Below are 18,128 nucleotides of genomic sequence, written 5' to 3'. Positions count from 1 at the left end.
GCCCCGCACCGGGGCGCCGCGGCGCATCACAGAAAGCCCTGGCCTCTTTTCTAGCTCGACACTTAGCACTCTTGTTTTTTACCTTCGCTTGGAAAGGCGCGACCATGCCCCCGTGGCGTTCGGAGCGCGGCGTAGCTGCCGTGGAGTTCGCCTTGGTGGTTCCGGTGCTCCTCCTGCTGCTGCTCGGCATTATCGAATTTGGCCGGGCGTACAACACCCAGATCAGTCTCACCCACGCGGCCCGTGAGACCGCTCGTCACATGGTGATTCACGACAACGGGACGGCCTCCGCCACAACATGGACGGCCGCCGCGTCCGCCGGCCGGGATGCTGCACCGACCTTGAAGGGCACAGACATGACCTTCTCCGCCGTTCCTGAGAAGTGCGCCGCCGGCACCACGCTGGCCGTCACCGTCACATACCCCTTGAAGACCATCACCGGTGTCGCCAAGGACATGACTCTGACCGGGAAGGCGGCCATGCGATGCGGCGGCTGATCAACCACCTGGTACACGCGCGCACGGAGCTCCGGGAGAATGGCGAACGCGGAGCGGTGGCCGTCGTCACTGCCCTGTGCTTGGTGGTGCTCCTCGGCTTCGCGGCCCTCGCGATCGACGTGGGCATGCTCTACGAAGAACGCGCGCAGCTGCAGAACGGAGCTGACTCCGCGGCCCTGGGCATTGCCCAGGATTGCGCGAAGAACATCAACTGCGTGGACGCCGCGGCGGTTCTGCCGCGGGCGCAGCAATTGGCCGACTCGAATGCTCGCGATGCCCGATCGAGGGCCGCAGTACTCGAACTCGACAAGACCGCGCAGAAGGTGAGAGTGCAGGCCTCCACCGTGGACGGCAAAAGTGGCGCCGGCTCGTTGGCACTGTCCTTCGCCCCCGTGCTCGGCATCGACCAGGCCACGGTGGGCGCGACAGCCACCGCGTTTTGGGGAGCGCCGCTGGCAGGACCGGCTATATTCCCAATCGCTTTCGCAAAGTGTGAGTTCAACCTCACAGGCGCCCCGCAGGTGCTCGTCCTTGGGGGCAAGGGGCCGACCAAGTGCCCCAAGACCGGGGGCAGCACCGGTCATGTGGACGATCTTCCGGGCGGCTTCGGCTGGATCGGTGAGAATTCCTCCACGACGTGCGGGGTCTTCGTCGCCGTTGGGGACCAAGTCAAGAGTTCGACCGGCGCGAGTATTCCTTCGGGCTGCTCGACTGCTGCTACTGAGGCCGCGCTCAAGAGCAAGACGGTCCTGCTCCCCGTATACGACCAGGTGAGCGGAACCGGCAACAACGGCAAGTACCGCATCGCGGCGTGGGCGGCGTTCGAGGTGCAGGCCTACACCTTCACCGGCAACGTCAATTGGAACCCTGCGACGGTCACCAGCGCCTGCGGCAGCAACTGCGACGGCATCTACGGAAAGTTCGTGCGCTTCGTGACGCTGGACGCCGACTTCGTGATGGGTCCTCCGACGTCCTACGGCACCACGGTCGTGGAGCTGCGCGAATGACCTCCGCCATGCTCCGACACCCCGCCACTGTCCCTTCTCACGAGCACATGGAAGTACGACTGTGAAAACTCGCATCCTCGCCGGCTTCGTGATGGCCGTCCTCGCCATCGCCGGACTCGTCATCGTCAGCACCTACGTCGGCACCGCGGACGCCCGCGCCCTGGACCAGCAGGAACCGCGGGAGGTCTATCTCATCACCGCGCCGATCCCGAAGGGCACACCGGTGGAGGAGCTCGGCGAGTCCATAACGTTGCACACGGTGCCCGCCGCGGTCGTGCCCGACGGCGCTCTCTCCTCCCTGGACGGCCAGAGCGGCAAAGTTGCCGGGGTCGACCTGCAGCCAGGGGAGCAGCTGCTCGACTCCCGTCTGGTCGAGCCGCAGGCACTCGAAGCGCCCGGGACGGTCCCGGTCCCCAAGGGCCTGCAGGAGGTCACTATCCAGCTCGACGCCCCGCGCGTGCTGGGCGGTCAGCTGGCGGCCGGGGACACGGTCGGCGTCTTCGTCTCCTTCGAGGGCGAGGAGGGCCGGGAGTCCAAGACGGCCAAGGACCTGGACAAGATCCTCGTCACCTCCGTGCAGGGCGCGCCCAGTACGGCCGAGCCCGTAGAAGGCGCAGAGACGACCGAGGGCGGCGCTCCGGCCGTGCCGGAGAGCTCGCTGCTCGTCACCTTCGCGGTGAACGCCGACACCGCCGAGAAGATCGTCTACGCCTCCGAGTTCGGCCGGATCTGGCTGTCCCTGGAGCCGAAGGACGCCGAGCAGAACGCCAACGGCGCCACGAGGAGTGATTTCGAGTGAGCCGCATCCTGCTGGTCACCAAGGACCCGTCCTACGACGTCCAGTTCCGCAAGGGCATCGACGGGCGTCTGCCCGGCGAGATACAGACCGTCTTCAGCGCCGCGTTGCCTGCCACCCCGGACGAGCTGCTGGGCCGCTCGGTCGGCGAACTCCCCACGGTCGTGGTCCTCGGGCCCGGCCTGGACTTCCACGACGCGCTGCGGCTCGGCGGTCTGTTCGACATCCAGCGGCCCGAGGTCTCCCTAGTGCTCGTGGCTCCCGCCGACATGTCCCTCGCGGTGGCGGCCATGCGAGCCGGCTTCCGCGACGTGCTCGACGTGGACGCCGACGCCGACGGCATCCTCAGCACGATGTCGCGCGTCCTGGACGCCGCGGAATCGCGCCGGCGGGTCTCGCTCCAAGGTTGGTCCGCCGGTGAACCCGGTGCCACTCTCGCCCACGACGACACCCGGGTCATCGTCGTCACGTCCCCCAAGGGCGGGGTCGGCAAGACCACCGTCGCGACCAACCTGGCCGTGGGGCTAGGCAAGATCGCGCCGATGAACACGGTGATCGTGGACCTGGACGTCCAGTTCGGGGACGTCGCCGCCGCCCTGCGCCTGGCCCCCGAGCACTCGCTGACCGACGCCGTCACCGGCCCCTCCGTCGACGACTCCCTGGTGCTCAAGACCTTCCTCACCGTCCACCCTGCGTCCGTCTACGCCCTGTGCACCCCGGCCAACCCCGCCGAGGGCGAGCTGGTGGGCGCGGCACAGATCACCCACCTGCTCGACCAGCTGGCGGGCCAGTTCCGGTACGTCGTCGTCGACACCGCTCCCGGACTCGGCGAGCACGCCCTCGCCGCCCTCGAGGCCGCCACCGACGTCGTCTTCGTCACCGGCATGGACGTCCCAGGGGTGCGCGGTCTGCGCAAGCAGATGGACCTGCTCGGCGAGCTCTCCCTGCTGCCCGAGAACGCCTCCGTGGTGCTCAACGCCGCGGACCGCAACACGGGACTCTCCGTGCAGGACATCGAGGCCACCATCCGGACGCCCGTCGACCACGTGGTCCCGCGCTCCCGGATGGCCGTGTACGCCACCAACCGCGGCGAGCCGCTGATCCTGCACGCGCCGAAGGACAAGGCCGCGCGGCAGCTGCAGGCGCTCGTGGACTCCTTCACCCCCGCTCGTTCCGCCTCGAAGCGAGGCATCCACCGGAAGGCCATGGCCTGACCATGAAGCTCGCAGATCGCCTTGCCGCCGCCCGCGGTGAGAGCGTCCCCCCGCTGCACGACGACACCGCTGCGCACGCCCCGGAGCAGGATCCCGGGGGTCCTACCGGGCTGACCGCAGTGACACCGGACGAGATGTCCGGTGCCCAGGCGCCGGACGGCACCGAGGAGCCCGGCTGGAACGAGCCGGGAGGCTCGATGTCCTTCTCCGAGCCGGCTGCCGCGACCACGGCCGAGCTGACCCCGCGGACCCAGGTCGGCCGGTTCGACGCGCTGGCCGGGCTCAAGCAGCGCGTCAAGCAGGAGCTGCTCGACCGCATCGGCTCCCGCCAGTCCGACTCGAGCCTGAGCGACATCGATCTCAAGGAGTTCGCCACCCGGGAGCTGACCCGCATCGTCGCGGAGGAGCGGGTGCCGATGTCCTCGGAGGAGCGGTCCCGGCTGATCCGCTCCGTCAGCGACGACGTCCTCGGCTACGGCCCGCTCCAGGAGCTGCTCGACGACGACTCGGTCACCGAGATCATGGTCAACGGGCCCAACCAGGTCTTCGTCGAGCAGAAGGGCAAGGTCACTCTCTCGGAGGCCACCTTCGCCTCCGAACAGGATCTGCGGCACGTGATCGAGAAGATCGTCACCCAGGTGGGCCGGCGCATCGACGAGTCCTCGCCCCTGGTGGACGCGCGCCTTCCGGACGGCTCACGCGTCAACGCGGTGATTCCCCCGCTCGCGGTGAAGGGGTCCTCCCTGACGATCCGCAAGTTCGCCAAGGACCCGCTGACCATCGAGGACCTCATTCGCTTCGGATCGGTGTCCCCGCAGATGGCCGACCTGCTCCGGGCGTGCGTGGAGGCACACCTCAACATCCTGGTGGCGGGTGGTACCGGTACGGGCAAGACCACGATGCTCAACGTGGTCTCCTCCTTCATCCCGCACGGCGAGCGCATCGTGACGATCGAGGACGCCGTGGAGCTGCAGCTGCAGCAGGAGCACGTGGTCCAGCTCGAGTCCCGACCGGCGAACATCGAGGGCAAGGGGGAGATCTCCATCCGGGACCTGCTCAAGAACTCCCTGCGCATGCGCCCCGACCGGATCGTGGTGGGGGAGTGCCGCGGTGGAGAGGCCCTCGACATGCTCCAGGCCATGAACACCGGCCACGACGGCTCGCTCTCGACCATCCACGCCAACTCCCCGCGCGACACCATCTCCCGTCTCGAGACCCTGGTCATGATGGCCGGCATGGACCTGCCGCAGCGGGCGATTCGCGAGCAGATCGCTTCGGCCATCCACCTGGTGGTGCAGCTCTCCCGTCTGCGCGACGGCACCCGCCGCGTCACCCACATCACCGAGATCCAAGGCATGGAGGGCGAGACCGTCACCCTGCAGGACGCCTTCCTCTTCGACTGGGACGCCGGCGTGGACCCGCGCACCGGACGTTTCCGGGGAACGACCCGCTCCACCGGGGTGCGCCCGCGGTTCGTGGACAAGTTCGAGGACTACGGCATCAAGCTGCATCCCTCCGTCTTCGACCCCGGGAGGAAGTGATGCTTCCGCTCCTGGTCGGATTCGGCTTCCTGACGCTCGCGGGCGTGCTGGGACTCTTCGTCGTCTTCCGCTCCCGGACGCCCCGGTTGCCGATGGACCGGCGCCGCCCGCTGCGGACGGCCCGGGATCAGACCCCGTCGCAGCTGACCCGCCTCACAGGAGTCACCACGGAGGCCGTCAGCGAGTTCCTGGAGGAGCGCGGGTGGACGCGGCGCATCGCCGCAGCCCTCGAGAACGCCGGCATCAAGGCCTCACCCGCTGACTTCCTGGTGCTGGTCGCGGCCGGAACGGCCACCGCCACCGCAGTCGGCACGATCGTGGGCGGTGCCCTGCTCGGGGTGCTGTTCCTGCTCGCGGCGCCGATGGTGGCCAAGGTCGCCGTCGGCTTCCTCACGGCCCGCCGCAAACGCGCCTTCGCCGACCAGCTCGACGACACCCTGCAGCTCTTCGCCGGCTCCCTGCGCGCGGGCCACTCCTTGCTGCGGGCCGTGGACGCGGTGGCCCGGGAGTCCCAGTCCCCGACCTCCGAGGAACTCACCCGCGTGGTCAACGAGACGCGGCTCGGCATGGACCTCGACACGTCGCTCGACCTGACCGCCCGGCGCATGGAGTCCGAGGACTTCTCGTGGGTGGCCCAGGCCATCGGCATCCACCGTGAGGTCGGCGGTGACCTCGCCGAGGTGCTCGATCGCGTGGCCGGCACCATCCGGGAGCGCAACCAGATCCGGCGCCAGGTCAAGACGCTCTCGGCCGAGGGGAAGATGTCCGCCTACATCCTCATGGCCCTGCCGGTGCTGATCGCCGCCGTCCTCGCAGTGATCTCCACCGAGTACATCGCCCAGTTCCTCACGAGTGGGATCCTCGGCTACGCGATGATCGTCGTCGCGCTGCTGATGTTCGCCATCGGCGGGTTCTGGATGTCCCGGATCGTCAAGATCCAGTTCTGAGCTCCTCCACCCCGTTCCTCGAAGGACCTCTCATGACACCGCTGTTCCTCGGTCTCCTCCTCCTCGCCGGTGCGGCCACGATGGCCATCTGGCTCGCCGTCGGCGTGCGCTGGGGCGGCGACCGGCTGGTGCGCCAGAACCTCGGCATCGGTTTCGGCGCGACCGAGTCCGAGACGATCCGCGACGCACCGGACTTCGGCTGGGCCCGCCGATTCACCACGGAGAACGGGCGGGACCGGCTCGAGCGCCTGCACGCCAAGGCCGGACGCCCCGCGGACTGGCCGGTGGCCCGACTCATGGTCTACAAGGTGTATGCCGTGGCCGGTGCGGTGCTCCTCGGTCTGCTCCTCCTCCTGCTGGCCGGGGACAACGGCATGATCGTGCTGATGGTCGCGGTCATCGTGCCGGTCGCCTACTTCGTCCCGGAGCTGCTGCTGCACTCCCGCGGCACCGAGCGGCAGAAGGCAATTGGTCTGGAGCTCGCCGACACCCTGGACCAGATGATGATCGCGGTGGAGGCCGGTCTGGGCTTCGAATCGGCCATGGCCCGCGCCGGGCAGAACGGCAAGGGCCCGCTCGCCGAGGAGCTGATGCGCACCCTGCAGGAGATGCGCGTGGGCATTCCTCGTCGTGACGCCTACCTGGCGCTGGAGCAGCGCACCGACGTGCCGGACCTGCGCGCCTTCACCCGCGCGGTGATCCAGGCAGACGCGTACGGCATCTCCATCTCCACGGTGCTGCGCACCCAGGCCAACGAGATGCGCGTGAAGCGACGGCAGCGGGCCGAGGAGTCGGCGCAGAAGATCCCCACGAAGATCCTCATTCCGCTGATGCTGTTCATCCTCCCGGTGCTGTTCCTCACCGTGCTCGGACCCACCGTCCTCAACGTCCTGAAGATGTAGTCCGATGCCGACCGAGAACTCCGCGACGTCCCCACGGACGGTCGGCACCGGACGCACAGTGCTGACCATCGTCCTCGCTGCCATCTCGCTGTCCGCCGTCGGCTTCCTGGTCCTGCCCTGGCTGACCGGCAGCGCGGCGGCCGGTTTCGGCGGAGACGTCCAGCACCGTGACCCCGTCTCGGTGCGTGCCCCCGGGCCGGTGCACGCCGCGTCGCTCGCGGCGGACGACGCCCGGTCCGCCGGCGATCCGGGAGCTCACCGCTCCGTGCGGGGCCCGGAGACCTGCGGGGACCTGTCCGCCCGGTCCCGGGTCTGCTCCCCGTCGATGGGCATCGACGCGGAGCTCGAGCCGGTCGGAACGGACGAGGCCGGGAACATGGCGGTGCCCACCCGCGAGGACCGCGCGGCCATCGGATGGTACTCGGCCTCCGCGCCGATCGGAGGAGAGCAGGGCAACGCCGTGCTGGCCGGCCACGTCGACTATCCCTACGAGGCGCCGGCCCTGGCCACCCTCTACACGGCGCAACCGGGGCAGAAGCTCTGGGTCTCCGACGGGACCGGGGGAGTGTTCTCCTACACCGTGACCACGGTGCGGGAGCCGACGCCACGGGACGCCCCGCCGCGGGACATCTTCGAGCTGACCGGTGAGCCGGGGCTGTCCCTGGTCACGTGTTCGGGCGACTACGTCCAGCCGGACGGTTCGCCGTCGTGGTCGTACACGAACAACCTCGTCGTCGACCTGGCCCTCGATCCCGAGGCCGCTCCCGTGCCGTGACGATGTCTCCGGACCACCCGTCCCCTCTTGTGCGCACACCGGAGGTCGCACAGCGACTTGCACGGACAGCATCCCGTCCATGCAATTACATTAGTAAAGATCGGTCGGCCGCCCACCGGCCTGCCGATCCCCCCACGATCCCCCCAGGAGCTCCCATGTCCTCTCTCCCTCCCGCTCGCCGCGCGCGGGTCCTCGCGCTGGCCGCCCTGGCCGGGACCACGGCGGTGACCGGTGCGCTGGTCGGCGCGACGCCGGCCGTGGCTGTGCCCGTGGGGATCGTGGAGTACCTCGTGGAGGTTCCGGAAGGCAGCCCGGGCACCGGCGCGGAGTCGTTCTTCACCCCGGTGACGCTGACCAACACCGACACCGCCTACGGCATCCACGAGGACCAGCCACTGGCCCCGGTCACGGAGCTCGTCCTCGACGACGAGGCCTACACGGTGGCCGAGCCCGTCGACGATCCCGAGACCGGGTGGGAGAGCGTGGTGGGCGAGAAGGTCGGTGACCGCCCGGTCTACTGGGAGCCGGGAAACGCCGCCCTGGCCGGCTACATCCTCTCGGTCTTCGGTCCCACCGACGATCCGGACGAGGCGCTGGCGGTGCAGTGGGCCGTGCGCTGCCTGTCGACCGCGGCGCTGCCGCAGCCGGCCGGTATCGAGCAGTCGCACCTGGATCGGGCCGAGTTCCTCATCCAGGACGCGCGCCACAACGTCCCGGCTCTCGTTCCGCAGGACGGCTACCCGGTCTCCGTGTCGTCCGCGCCGGACGGCCGGCCGGACTCACTGCGCGTCACGATGCCGGAGGCCTACCGCGCCACCACCGTGACGCTGTCCGGGCCCCTCACCTTCGCCGACGGGACGACGACGCGGACCGTCACCGGCGGGGACCGCGAACAGTATTTGAAGCTCGCCGTGCCCGCCGGGGTCACCGAGGGCGAGTTCACCGCCGAGCTGACGGCCACCATGCCGTCGACCGAGCTGACCGTCCTGGCGAACGAGCAGTACCGGGACCTGCTCATCGCGGGGCAGGAGCGCACCGTCGAGTGGGGGGCGAGCGCCGCTTTCACGATCGACGCCCCGGCCACAGCGGACCAGGCCCCCGACGGGGAGGCCCCGATCCCCGACGACGCCGGAACCATCGACAGGCCGAGTGGTTCGGGTGCCCCTGCCGGCCGTGACACTGACCACGACGAGCACGACGAGCACGACGGTCCCGCGCCCGGGACGGACTCGGACAGCGGCGCAGCCGGACCGGCTGCCGGGGCGGCAGTACGGGGCCGCGGTGCCCCTGTCGTCGAGATCGCGCCCGACGCCGCCGCCGAGCAGAATCTCACGGCGACCCTCGAGGCCTTCGTCCTGTTCGACGAGCAGACCACCACCTCCACCGAGGTGGTCACGGAGATCACCATGACGGCCGGTGACGCCATGTACGCCGATCCGGCCCTGGCGAACACCGGCATGGGCGCGGCCCCCGCTGCCGGTGGGCGCGCTGCCATGACGTCGGTGGTCCTCGCCATCGTGGCCTCCGGCGCGGGACTCGGCGCCTGGCTGCTGCGCCGCCGCCCGGCCGCCGATCAGGACCGGTCCGCCTGATGTTCACCTCCGTCCCAGTTCTCCGGGAGATCTCGATGATCCGCACCACCCGCACCGTCGTCGTCGCGTCCCTCGCGCTCGCCGCCCTCACCGGCTGCGGCGGTGCCGCCGCCGAGGCCAGGGGAACGCACACCTACGAACCCCTGCCTCCGCTCAGCACGGCGACGCCGACCACCAGTCCGGCGCCGCAGCCGACGTCCCCAGCGGCGCCCACGTCCTCTCCCGCACCGACGGCAGGGGCCTCTGCAGGCCCTGCCGCCCCAGCCGGAGGGACGGCCGAGGTCGCCGCCTCGGTTGCCGCCCCGGCCGGCGGCACGGAGGGCACGAGCATCCCCGGGCAGGCACCCGCCGCCGGGTCGTCATTCGCCCTCGGGCAGGCACCTGCCGCTGCCGCCGGACCGGTCGGCGGAGGAACGCCCGTCCAGGCGACGGAGCGGACGTCGACCAGCACCACGACGACCACCTCGACCACGATCGAGGTCGGTCTCACGCTCGTGGTCACCTGCGAAGGGCTGTGCGTGCTGGACGATCTCTCCGCACCGCAGTTCGCGGGACAGGACGGACCGTTCTCCCCGGACCTCCTGCGCCAGGCACTCGAGGAGGAGCTGGCCCAGCAGGGCGGCGACCAGCGGCTGACCGACGAACTCGTCGAGCAGCTGATGCAGGACCAGTGGTCCCTCGCGGAGCGGGACCTCGTGGGCGGGGACGAGAAGCTGATCTTCTCCTCGGCCCGGAAATAGAGCCGCAGTCCGGGCACCCGTCGGCCGCCAGGCGGTGCCGGTCATGTGCGATGCTCTGAGCGCACGTGCGGGCGCACCCGGTGGTCTTCTTCGCCGGAGGCGTCACGCCGTCTCAGACGGGCACGGCCGCCCAGTGCACGGCGAAGCACGCCGTGGCGGCCATGGAGTACAGCCACACCGAGGCCTCGCGGGTCCACGGCACCTTCTTGGTCATGGCCGAGCTGATGACCGCGGCCACGATCAGGCCGATGCCCAGCCACAGCGACCAGTCCGTGAACAGCTGCAGGACGGCGCCCAGCACGCCGGTGCCGGCGTCGTCGAGGACATGGGCGATGTCGAGATTCATGAGAACTCCCCCCGGAGCGAATGAACGTGCCGGAGCGCCCCCATGACGCCCTCGACGAGAGGACAGCGGGGCCGGCGGGGGAACGGAGGATCAGCCGGTCCACGTCGCCGGGCGCGCACGCCCTGACGGATTCGAGCCTAATCCATGCATTTGCAAATGGGTCCGCAGTGGGCGTCGCTTCTTGCGGGGACAGCGCCTCTCGACGGGGCGTGGGAGCATGCGAAAGGCCACAGACTGACTGGTCCGGGGCCTTTACGATGTCCTGAGACATCACATGGTCGGGATGACAGTGTGCTGGTTCAGGACATCGGCGAGGCACGTCTAAGGACATCGGCAACATGAGGTCGCACATCCGCGGCAGGGTGCCTCCGGGGTGGATGCTCTCCCGTGTCGAGAGCAGAACTGGTCATCACCGCCATCACCACCGAAGGCCTCTCCCAGACCGAGGCCGCCCGCCGCTACGGTCTGACCGAGGCCTGGGTCAGGCGCCTCATGGCCCGCTACCGCGCCGAGGGCACCGACGCGTTCCAACCCCGCTCCCGAAGACCGCACACCCATCCCGACGCCGTGGACCCCGCCGTGGTGGATCTCATCGTCGAACTGCGCACCCGACTGGCCGCCGCCGGCCACGACGCCGCCCCGGACACTTTCGCCTGGCACCTGCACCACCACCACGGCCACCAGGTCTCCCGTGCCACGATCAGCCGCTGACTCACCCGCCCCGGGCTGATCACCCCGGAACCGAAGAAACGCCCCGAGACCTCCCTGCACCGCTTCCAAGCCACCCTGCCCAACGAGACCTGGCAGTCGGACTTGACGCACTACCGGCTGACCGGCGGCCAGGAGGTGGAGATCATCACCTGGTTCGACGACTGCACCCGCTACGCCCTGCACCTCTCCGCCCACCGGGCGATCACCACCCCGATCGTGGTCACCACCTTCCGCGCCACATCGGCATCGGCCGAACCCACGCCGGAACCCACGTCATCCTGCTCATCCAGGACCACCAGGTGCGCGTGGTCAACGCCACCACCGGCGAGCTGTTGCGCGAACTCACCATCGACCCCACCCGCGACTACCAGCCCCAGGCATGACAAAAGGCCCGAACCCACATCCGTGGGTTCGGGCCTTGCCGATGTCCTGGGACATCAGATGGTCGGGATGACAGGATTTGAACCTGCGACCTCGTCGTCCCGAACGACGCGCGCTACCAAGCTGCGCCACATCCCGCGAAGCATCCGACCTCGGCCGGAAACAACTGCTCCATCATAGCCATCCGGCCGCGCGGGTGGGAAATCGGGCCTTGCGCGCCGTGTCGAAACGGACGGTAGTTCTTCTCCGGACCTTTGACCGGACGTCAGGCCCGTGCTTGCCTGGGTGAACATCGCCGTCGGTCCGCTGAGCCGTCAGCTCAGCGAAGAGGGGCGGTCCGGAGTTCCTGGGAGGCGTCGTGCGCCGACGAGCGTCCGGCAGGGGGCTCGCCTGGGCCGTGCCGGTGGTGGTCCTCTCGCTCACAGTTGGTGGCCCCGCCGCGGCGCTCCCGGCAGGGCCGGACGGTGTCGCCGCGACGGAGGAGATGGTCCGGGCCGTCACCGCCGAGCAGCTGGAGGGCCACCTGCGCGCCTTCCAGGACGCCGCGGACGCCCATGGCGGCAACCGCGCCGCCGGCACCGCCGACTACCGGGCGAGCGTCGACCACGTCGTCGAGCGGCTGCGGGCCGCCGGCTACGACCCTCGGGTGCAGGTCTTCACGGTCCCGTACGACGGAGAGCACGACGACGACGAGGACAGGGACACTGGGCCTCTTGTCACGTACAACGTCCTGGCGGACACGGCCACGGGAAACCCGGCCAGCACCGTGCTGGTCGGTGCGCACCTGGACAGCGTGCCGGAGAGCCCCGGTCTCAACGACAACGGCTCCGGCGCCGCGGGCGTCCTCGCCGTCGCCGAGGCCCTGGCCGGCGCCGACACGCGGAACAGGGTGCGCTTCGCCTGGTGGGGTGCGGAGGAGGTCAACCTCGACGGCGCCGACCACTACGTCTCCGACCTGCGGGCCAACGACCCCGGGGCGTTCGAGGACATCGCGCTGTACCTGAACCTCGACATGATCGGCTCCCCGAACTACGGGCGCTTCGTCTACGACGGCGACACCTCCGGGGGCGGCCGGCACGACGACTCCGTCGAGGCCCCGGCCGGATCGGAGGCCATCGAGGCGGCGTTCGAGGCCTATTTCGAGTCCGTGGCGATCGCCGCCGACGAGGTGCCGCTCGACGACGGCAGTGACCACCTCGTGTTCGCCGAGGCCGGGATCCCCGTGGGCGGGCTCTTCACGGGCGACACGGGTGAGAAGACGCGGCAGCAGGCGGACCGGTACGGCGGCGAGGCCGGCACGGACTACGACCCCTGCTACCACTCCGCGTGCGACGACCTGGACAACGTCGACCTCCGGGTCCTGGAGGAGATGAGCGACGCCACGGCCGCGGTCGTCCTGGGCTTCGCGTCGTCCACGATCGACGACAGGGCGCCACTCCGTCCCCCGGACGGGTGGTCACGCCGCGGAGTGCTCGAGGATCCTGCGCCGATCGTCGTCGGTGTCGCCGCCGTGAGCGTGATGGCCGCAGCGGCCGTCGTGGCGACCGTCGCCCTGCGACGCCCAACCCGCGGGCGCCGGTGAGCCCGGCCCGCCGTTGTTGTGGGCCCATTAGTGGACAAAAGTTATTGACTGGTCAGTAACTCATTTGTGAGCATGTGCAAATCCGAGTCATCCGTCGATGACTGTGAACCGCGTCACGGCCGGGCTACCTCCCGGCCGCCGCTCACCTGGAGGTTCCATGCCCGTCCGCAAGCCCAGCCACTGGATCACCGCGGCCGCCCTGGCCGGCGCCCTGACCCTCACGGCGACCAGTGCCGTCGCGGCCCCCACCCGCGACAGCAGCAACAACAACACCACCCACAAGATCACCCAGGCCGTCTCGCAGGAGAAGCTCGCGGCCCACCTGAACGCCTTCCAGTCGATCGCGGAGGCCAACGACGGCAACCGCGCCTCGGGCACCTCCGGCTACCAGGCCAGCGTCGACTACGTGGTCGGCACGCTGCGCGCCGCCGGCTACAGCCCGGAGGTCCAGGCGTTCGACTTCCCGTTCTTCCAGGAGCGCACCCCCGCCACGGTCACCGCCGACGGCACGCAGCTCCCCGCCGAGGACGTCGCGGTGATGACCTACTCCGGCACGGGCACCGTCAGCGGCCCGGTGCAGGCCGTGGACACCACCGGCGCCCGGGTGGGCAGCACCAGCGGCTGCGAGGCGAGCGACTTCGCCGGCTTCCGGGTGGGCAGCGTGGCCCTCCTGCAGCGCGGCACGTGCGCCTTCGGGGTCAAGGCCGCCAACGCGGAGGCCGCCGGCGCGTCCGCCGTGCTGATCTTCAACACGGGCCTGGACGGCGCCGAGGGGACCGTCGCCGGCACCCTCGGCTCCCCGGAGGCCACCTCGCTGCCGACGGTCGGCCTCAGCTACCGGGCCGGCGTGGACCTGCTGGACGCCACGGAGGTCACGGTCGCCACGGACACCGTCTCCGCCACCCGCACCACCTACAACGTCCTGGCCGAGACCGGCACGGGCGACCCCGAGAACACGGTGATGGTCGGCGCGCATCTGGACGGCGTGCTCGAGGGCGCGGGCATCAGCGACAACGGCACCGGCTCGGCGGGCATCCTCGCCATCGCGGAGGCCATGGCCAAGACGAAGACCGAGAACACCGTGCGCTTCGCCTGGTGGGGCGCGGAGGAGCTCGGCCTCTTGGGCGCCGAGCACTACGTGAGCGACCTGCGGGAGAACGATCCCGAGGCGTTCGAGGACATCGCGATGTACCTGAACTTCGACATGATCGGCTCCCCGAACTACGGGCGCTTCGTCTACGACGGCGACGCCTCCACCTTCGACCCCGGCGACACCAACGTGCCCGAGGGCTCCGCCGCGATCGAGGCGGCGTTCCACGAGCACTTCGCCTCGGTGGGGCTGGCCTCCGGCGACACCGAGTTCAGCGGCCGCAGCGACTACGGGCCGTTCATCGAGGCCGACATCCCCTCCGGCGGTCTGTTCACGGGCGCCGAGGGCGTGAAGACCGAGGAGCAGGCCGCCCTGTACGGCGGCCAGGCCGGTGTCGCCTACGACTCCTGCTACCACTCGGCCTGCGACGACATCTCGAACGTGAACCTCCAGGGCATGGAGGAGATGTCCGACGCCGCCGCGGCGGTGGTCCTGCGCTACGCGATGTCGACCCACGACGTCAACGGCGAGGGTAAGCCCTACCGACAGAAGGGCAAGGGCGCGGTCGGCCACCCGAAGGGCGACGACCGCGGCCACGGCCCGCACTCCGAGCACGGCCGCGGCCACGGCCACGGCCACGACAAGGCGGCCGCCTGACGGTCCCGAGGCACAGGCAACGGCCCCGTCCCCGTCCCCGTCACATCGCGCCGGGGGCGGGGCCGTTCGTCCTGCCACAAAGCGCACGGGCATTGTGCCGACGCCCGGGAGCTGGGACTCTGTGCACATCGCTCCATCAGCTCGATGACACCGCTGTCCTGGTCGAGCCCCAGGTCGGCCCCTGCCCCGGGAGATCCCATGCGCCACCGCACCCGTCAGCACCGAAGGGCGGTCGCCGCGGCGGCCACCGTGCAGTTGAGCACCGGCACGGAGGGTGCCGACGACGTGCCCGCCGCTGCGACCCCGACCGCACCGGAGCGGTCGCTGTGAACGCGGCGGACGTGCCTCCCCAGAAAGTGCTCGAGCACCTCGAGGTCTTCCAGGCCATCGCCAACGCCAACGACGGCAACCGCGCCTCGGGCACGCCGGGCTACCGCGGCAGCGTCGACTACGTGGTCGGCAGGCTCCGAGCCGCCGGCTACGCCCCGCAGGTCCAGAAGTTCTCCTTCCCCTTCTTCCAGGCGGTGGGCCCGGCCACCGTCAGCGTGGGCGGCCGGCCGCTCCCCGCAGCGGACGTCGCGGTCATGACCTACTCCGGCTCCGGCACCGTGACCGCCACGGTGCAGGCCGTGGGAACGACCGGTGAGCCGGCCGCGAGCACCAGCGGGTGCGAGGCCGCGGACTTCGCCGACTTCGTGCCGGGGAACATCGCGCTGCTCCAGCGGGGCACGTGCGCCTTCGGGGTGAAGGCCGCCAACGCCCAGGCCGCGGGGGCGTCCGCGGTGCTGATCTTCAACACGGGCCTGCCCGGGGCGGAGGACGTGGTCGCCGGCACCCTCGGCGAGCCCGGAGCGGTGACCGTCCCGGTGGTCGGTCTGAGCTACGCCGCCGGCCGGGCCCTGCTCGGCGGGGGCGAGGTGACGGTCAGCACGCAGACCGTCTCCGAGAGCCGGGAGACGTTCAACGTCCTCGCCGAGACGGGCTCGGGCGACCCCGGGCGCACGGTCGTGGTCGGCGCCCACCTGGACAGCGTCCCGGAGGGCCCCGGCATCAACGACAACGCCTCCGGCTCCGCGGGGATCCTGGCCGTCGCCGAGGCGCTCGCGGGCACGCCGACCGCCAACGCCGTGCGCTTCGCCTGGTGGGGCGCGGAGGAGCTCGGTCTGCTCGGATCCCGCCACTACGTCGAGGACCTCAGGGCCAACGACTCCGCGGCACTCGGGAACATCGCGCTGTACCTGAACTTCGACATGATCGCCTCCCCGAACCACGGGCGCTTCGTCTACGACGGCGACGCCTCGGCCTTCGGCCCCGAGGACGGCTCGGTGCCCGCCCCGGCGGGCTCGGCCGCGATCGAGGCGGCCTTCCACGAGCACTTCGGCTCCGTGGGCCTGGCCTCGGGCGAGACCGAGTTCAGCGGCCGCAGCGACTACGGGCCGTTCATCGCCGAGGGCATCGCCGCCGGCGGCCTGTTCACCGGCGCCGAGGGGATCAAGACCGTGGAGCAGGCCGCGCTGTTCGGCGGCCGGGCCGGCGTGGGCTACGACTTCTGCTACCACGCGGCGTGCGACGACCTCAGCAACATCGACGTCCGGGCGCTGGACGAGATGACCGACGCGGCCGCGGCCGTGGTGCGGCGCTTCGCGGACTCCCGCCTGGACCTCGAGGAGGAGGGCCGGCGGCTGCGCGGCGTGATGGCGCCCGTGCCCCCCGCCGCCGTCGACCAGGGCCACGGCCCGAGCAACGCGGCCCACGAGAAGGCCGACAAGTGAGGCCGGCCCGCTGAGCGGACGAGGCCAATGTCCGTCCGACCAGCGATTTTCCTCCGCAACTCAGCTGTCGCCCGGACGGGTGGGTGTTCCAGACTGGAGGCATGACTTCCCTCCGGACCACCTGTGCTGCCCTGACCGTCGTCCTCCTGGCGGGCGCGGGCCCCGCCGCGGCGGCGCCCGTGGAGTCCCCGGAGGAGTGGACGCAGTACCGGCTCACCCCGGAGAAGAACCCCGTGATCGAGACCGACGGCTCGGTGGTCCCCGCCGAGGGCGGCTTCGAGCTGCCGGACGAGGTCCGCGCCTCGCCCGTGGTGGTGGGGGACCGGCTGTACGTGGGCACCCACGGCAGCGGCACGCTGCACGCCTTCGACCTCGGCACCGGCGAGCAGCTCTGGCAGGCCCAGGCCCCGAACTGGATCCACTCCGAGATGCTGGTCTCCGAGGGCACCGTCTACGTCGGCTACGGGGACCGCGGCCAGGAGCGCGGGGACGGACTGCGCGGGGACGGCCCCGGCGGCGTGCTGGCGCTGGACGCGGAGACCGGCGAGCAGCAGTGGCAGTACGCCGTGGACGGCCACGTCATGCCCACCCCCGTGCTGCACGACGGCCGGATCCACGCCGCGACCGGGGACCGGCACCTGCACGTGATCGACGCCGCCACGGGGGAGGGCCTCGAGCGGGTGGACGTCGGGGCGGTGATGAGCATGTCCGCCCCGGCCGCCGCCGACGGCATGCTCTACACCGGGGCTTTCGACGGCGGCCCGAAGGTGGTCGGCTACGACATGGACGCCCGGGAGACGGCCTGGACCACCGAGTTCCCGGAGGCGGGGTCGGGCCTCGACGACGTCCCGCCGGCCGTCTCCGAGGGCATCGTGGTCACCACCTCCCACCGGGACATCGTGCCCGCGGAACAGCTCGAGCACTGGGCGCACGCCCTCGACGCGGAGACCGGCGAGGTGCTCTGGGAGCACCGGCTCGGCGAGGGCCCGTTCGTGCCCAACAACAAGTCCGGCGCCCCGACGATCGCCGACGGCACGGTGTACGTGGGCAGCCCCACCACCGGGACGGTGTACGCCCTGGACCTCCGCACGGGCGAGGAGCGGTGGACCCACAGCTCCGGTCCCGTCAAGGCCGCGCCCGTGGTGGCCGACGGGCACGTGGTGTACACGACCACCCAGGGGGAGATCGGCGCGCTCGAGGCCGGCACCGGGGCGCTCGCGGGCAGCCGGCAGCTCTCCGAGGAGCCGCTGGCGCCGGCCGGCCCGATCGTCGTCGACGGCGTGGTGCTGGCGCCCGGCCAGGACGGCACGGTCCACACCCTGGCCCTCGACGAGCTGACCGGGGACGCCGGCGAGGACCCGGCCGCCGGTGCGGGGGATCCCGGTGCCGAGGGTGCCGACGGCGAGGAGGCCGCGGCCGGCGGTGCGTCCGGCACCGGCCCGCTGGGCGGAGGGACGCTCGGCCCGGCGGTCGCCGCCGTGGTCGCCGTCGGCCTGCTCGGTGCGCTCGCGGTCCTGCTCGTGCGCCGCCGGCGCTCCGCCGCGCGTTGATCGTCCGGCCCGCGGGTGGGAGGGTGAG

17 protein-coding genes and 1 tRNA gene are annotated in these 18,128 nt (G+C 70.9%); 16 read left to right on the top strand and 2 right to left on the bottom strand.

All coding sequences use genetic code 11. The features are described 5' to 3' along the window. The 10 genes from ACFU0Y_RS05950 to ACFU0Y_RS05905 all read left to right on the top strand — a co-directional run. Window positions 1-497 (top strand): TadE/TadG family type IV pilus assembly protein (locus ACFU0Y_RS05950; protein ID WP_380213535.1); only part of this gene is annotated, 497 nt, incomplete at its 5' end. After that, a complete protein-coding gene (locus ACFU0Y_RS05945) occupies window positions 485-1,504 on the top strand; it encodes a pilus assembly protein TadG-related protein (RefSeq protein ID WP_380213534.1) in 1,020 nt (339 codons plus the stop codon). The genes ACFU0Y_RS05950 and ACFU0Y_RS05945, both read left to right, overlap by 13 nt. Before the next feature lie 61 nt (window positions 1,505-1,565). Beyond that, window positions 1,566-2,303 carry a Flp pilus assembly protein CpaB gene (gene cpaB / locus ACFU0Y_RS05940; protein WP_380213533.1) on the top strand — a complete coding sequence of 246 codons (738 nt, stop codon included), beginning with the start codon at window positions 1,566-1,568 and terminating at the stop codon, window positions 2,301-2,303. After that, the gene (locus ACFU0Y_RS05935; protein ID WP_380213532.1) at window positions 2,300-3,514 is read left to right on the top strand and encodes a CpaE family protein; all 1,215 of its coding nucleotides are present in this window, start codon (window positions 2,300-2,302) and stop codon (window positions 3,512-3,514) included. The genes cpaB and ACFU0Y_RS05935 overlap by 4 nt, the downstream gene beginning before the upstream one ends. Before the next feature lie 2 nt (window positions 3,515-3,516). After that, a complete protein-coding gene (locus tag ACFU0Y_RS05930; protein ID WP_380213531.1) occupies window positions 3,517-5,055 on the top strand; it encodes a CpaF family protein in 1,539 nt (512 codons plus the stop codon). Continuing rightward, window positions 5,055-6,002, top strand: a complete 948-nt coding sequence (locus ACFU0Y_RS05925; RefSeq protein WP_380213530.1) for a type II secretion system F family protein — start codon at window positions 5,055-5,057, stop codon at window positions 6,000-6,002. Before ACFU0Y_RS05930 ends, ACFU0Y_RS05925 begins: the two co-directional genes overlap by 1 nt. A gap of 32 nt (window positions 6,003-6,034) precedes the next feature. Then, window positions 6,035-6,904: a type II secretion system F family protein gene (locus ACFU0Y_RS05920; RefSeq protein WP_380213529.1), complete on the top strand. Its 870-nt coding sequence runs from the start codon at window positions 6,035-6,037 to the stop codon at window positions 6,902-6,904. Between the two features lie 4 nt (window positions 6,905-6,908). Next, the gene (locus ACFU0Y_RS05915; RefSeq protein WP_380213528.1) at window positions 6,909-7,679 is read left to right on the top strand and encodes a class F sortase; all 771 of its coding nucleotides are present in this window, start codon (window positions 6,909-6,911) and stop codon (window positions 7,677-7,679) included. 155 nt (window positions 7,680-7,834) lie between these two features. Beyond that, window positions 7,835-9,271 carry a hypothetical protein gene (locus ACFU0Y_RS05910; RefSeq protein ID WP_380213527.1) on the top strand — a complete coding sequence of 479 codons (1,437 nt, stop codon included), beginning with the start codon at window positions 7,835-7,837 and terminating at the stop codon, window positions 9,269-9,271. Then, a complete protein-coding gene (locus ACFU0Y_RS05905; protein WP_380213526.1) occupies window positions 9,271-10,011 on the top strand; it encodes a hypothetical protein in 741 nt (246 codons plus the stop codon). The genes ACFU0Y_RS05910 and ACFU0Y_RS05905 overlap by 1 nt, the downstream gene beginning before the upstream one ends. 112 nt (window positions 10,012-10,123) lie before the next feature. On the opposite strand, the gene ACFU0Y_RS05900 is transcribed toward ACFU0Y_RS05905, so the two are convergent. Then, window positions 10,124-10,357, bottom strand: a complete 234-nt coding sequence (locus tag ACFU0Y_RS05900) for a hypothetical protein (RefSeq protein ID WP_380213525.1) — start codon at window positions 10,355-10,357, stop codon at window positions 10,124-10,126. 387 nt (window positions 10,358-10,744) lie between these two features. On the opposite strand from ACFU0Y_RS05900, the gene ACFU0Y_RS05895 reads away from it, so the two are divergent. After that, on the top strand, window positions 10,745-11,068 hold the full coding sequence (locus ACFU0Y_RS05895; protein ID WP_380213524.1) for a helix-turn-helix domain-containing protein: 324 nt from the start codon (window positions 10,745-10,747) through the stop codon (window positions 11,066-11,068). 442 nt (window positions 11,069-11,510) lie between these two features. Here ACFU0Y_RS05895 and ACFU0Y_RS05890 read toward each other — a convergent pair. Continuing rightward, window positions 11,511-11,587: transfer RNA gene (locus tag ACFU0Y_RS05890), tRNA-Pro, on the bottom strand. 220 nt (window positions 11,588-11,807) lie between these two features. Here ACFU0Y_RS05890 and ACFU0Y_RS05885 point away from each other — a divergent pair. The 5 genes from ACFU0Y_RS05885 to ACFU0Y_RS05865 all read left to right on the top strand — a co-directional run bounded on the left by ACFU0Y_RS05885 (window position 11,808) and on the right by ACFU0Y_RS05865 (window position 18,100). Then, the gene (locus ACFU0Y_RS05885; RefSeq protein ID WP_380213523.1) at window positions 11,808-13,031 is read left to right on the top strand and encodes a M28 family peptidase; all 1,224 of its coding nucleotides are present in this window, start codon (window positions 11,808-11,810) and stop codon (window positions 13,029-13,031) included. Between the two features lie 157 nt (window positions 13,032-13,188). Next, a complete protein-coding gene (locus ACFU0Y_RS05880) occupies window positions 13,189-14,778 on the top strand; it encodes a M20/M25/M40 family metallo-hydrolase (RefSeq protein WP_380213522.1) in 1,590 nt (529 codons plus the stop codon). Window positions 14,779-14,976: 198 nt separating this feature from the next. Continuing rightward, complete coding sequence (locus ACFU0Y_RS05875; RefSeq protein ID WP_380213521.1) at window positions 14,977-15,108, top strand: hypothetical protein; 132 nt, start codon at window positions 14,977-14,979, stop codon at window positions 15,106-15,108. A gap of 11 nt (window positions 15,109-15,119) precedes the next feature. Then, on the top strand, window positions 15,120-16,550 hold the full coding sequence (locus ACFU0Y_RS05870) for a M28 family peptidase (RefSeq protein ID WP_380213520.1): 1,431 nt from the start codon (window positions 15,120-15,122) through the stop codon (window positions 16,548-16,550). A 101-nt stretch (window positions 16,551-16,651) separates the two neighbouring features. Continuing rightward, window positions 16,652-18,100 (top strand): PQQ-binding-like beta-propeller repeat protein, encoded by a 1,449-nt coding sequence (locus tag ACFU0Y_RS05865; protein ID WP_380213519.1) that lies wholly within the window; start codon window positions 16,652-16,654, stop codon window positions 18,098-18,100. Window positions 18,101-18,128: the final 28 nt, after the last annotated feature.

This window comes from Kocuria sp. NPDC057446 (assembly GCF_042802875.1).
Classification (GTDB): Bacteria; Actinomycetota; Actinomycetes; order Actinomycetales; family Micrococcaceae; genus Kocuria.
This window is presented reverse-complemented; position numbering and strand designations above follow the sequence as displayed.

Bases quoted from the DNA above. Each gene is read 5' to 3' on its own strand.
- ACFU0Y_RS05945 (WP_380213534.1), top strand. From the start codon at position 485: ATGCGGCGGCTGATCAACCACCTGGTACACGCGCGCACGGAGCTCCGG.
- ACFU0Y_RS05930 (WP_380213531.1), top strand. From the start codon at position 3,517: ATGAAGCTCGCAGATCGCCTTGCCGCCGCCCGCGGTGAGAGCGTCCCC.
- ACFU0Y_RS05925 (WP_380213530.1), top strand. From the start codon at position 5,055: ATGCTTCCGCTCCTGGTCGGATTCGGCTTCCTGACGCTCGCGGGCGTG.
- ACFU0Y_RS05920 (WP_380213529.1), top strand. From the start codon at position 6,035: ATGACACCGCTGTTCCTCGGTCTCCTCCTCCTCGCCGGTGCGGCCACG.
- ACFU0Y_RS05915 (WP_380213528.1), top strand. From the start codon at position 6,909: ATGCCGACCGAGAACTCCGCGACGTCCCCACGGACGGTCGGCACCGGA.
- ACFU0Y_RS05910 (WP_380213527.1), top strand. From the start codon at position 7,835: ATGTCCTCTCTCCCTCCCGCTCGCCGCGCGCGGGTCCTCGCGCTGGCC.
- ACFU0Y_RS05905 (WP_380213526.1), top strand. From the start codon at position 9,271: ATGTTCACCTCCGTCCCAGTTCTCCGGGAGATCTCGATGATCCGCACC.
- ACFU0Y_RS05900 (WP_380213525.1), bottom strand. From the start codon at position 10,357: ATGAATCTCGACATCGCCCATGTCCTCGACGACGCCGGCACCGGCGTG.
- ACFU0Y_RS05880 (WP_380213522.1), top strand. From the start codon at position 13,189: ATGCCCGTCCGCAAGCCCAGCCACTGGATCACCGCGGCCGCCCTGGCC.
- ACFU0Y_RS05875 (WP_380213521.1), top strand. From the start codon at position 14,977: ATGCGCCACCGCACCCGTCAGCACCGAAGGGCGGTCGCCGCGGCGGCC.
- ACFU0Y_RS05865 (WP_380213519.1), top strand. From the start codon at position 16,652: ATGACTTCCCTCCGGACCACCTGTGCTGCCCTGACCGTCGTCCTCCTG.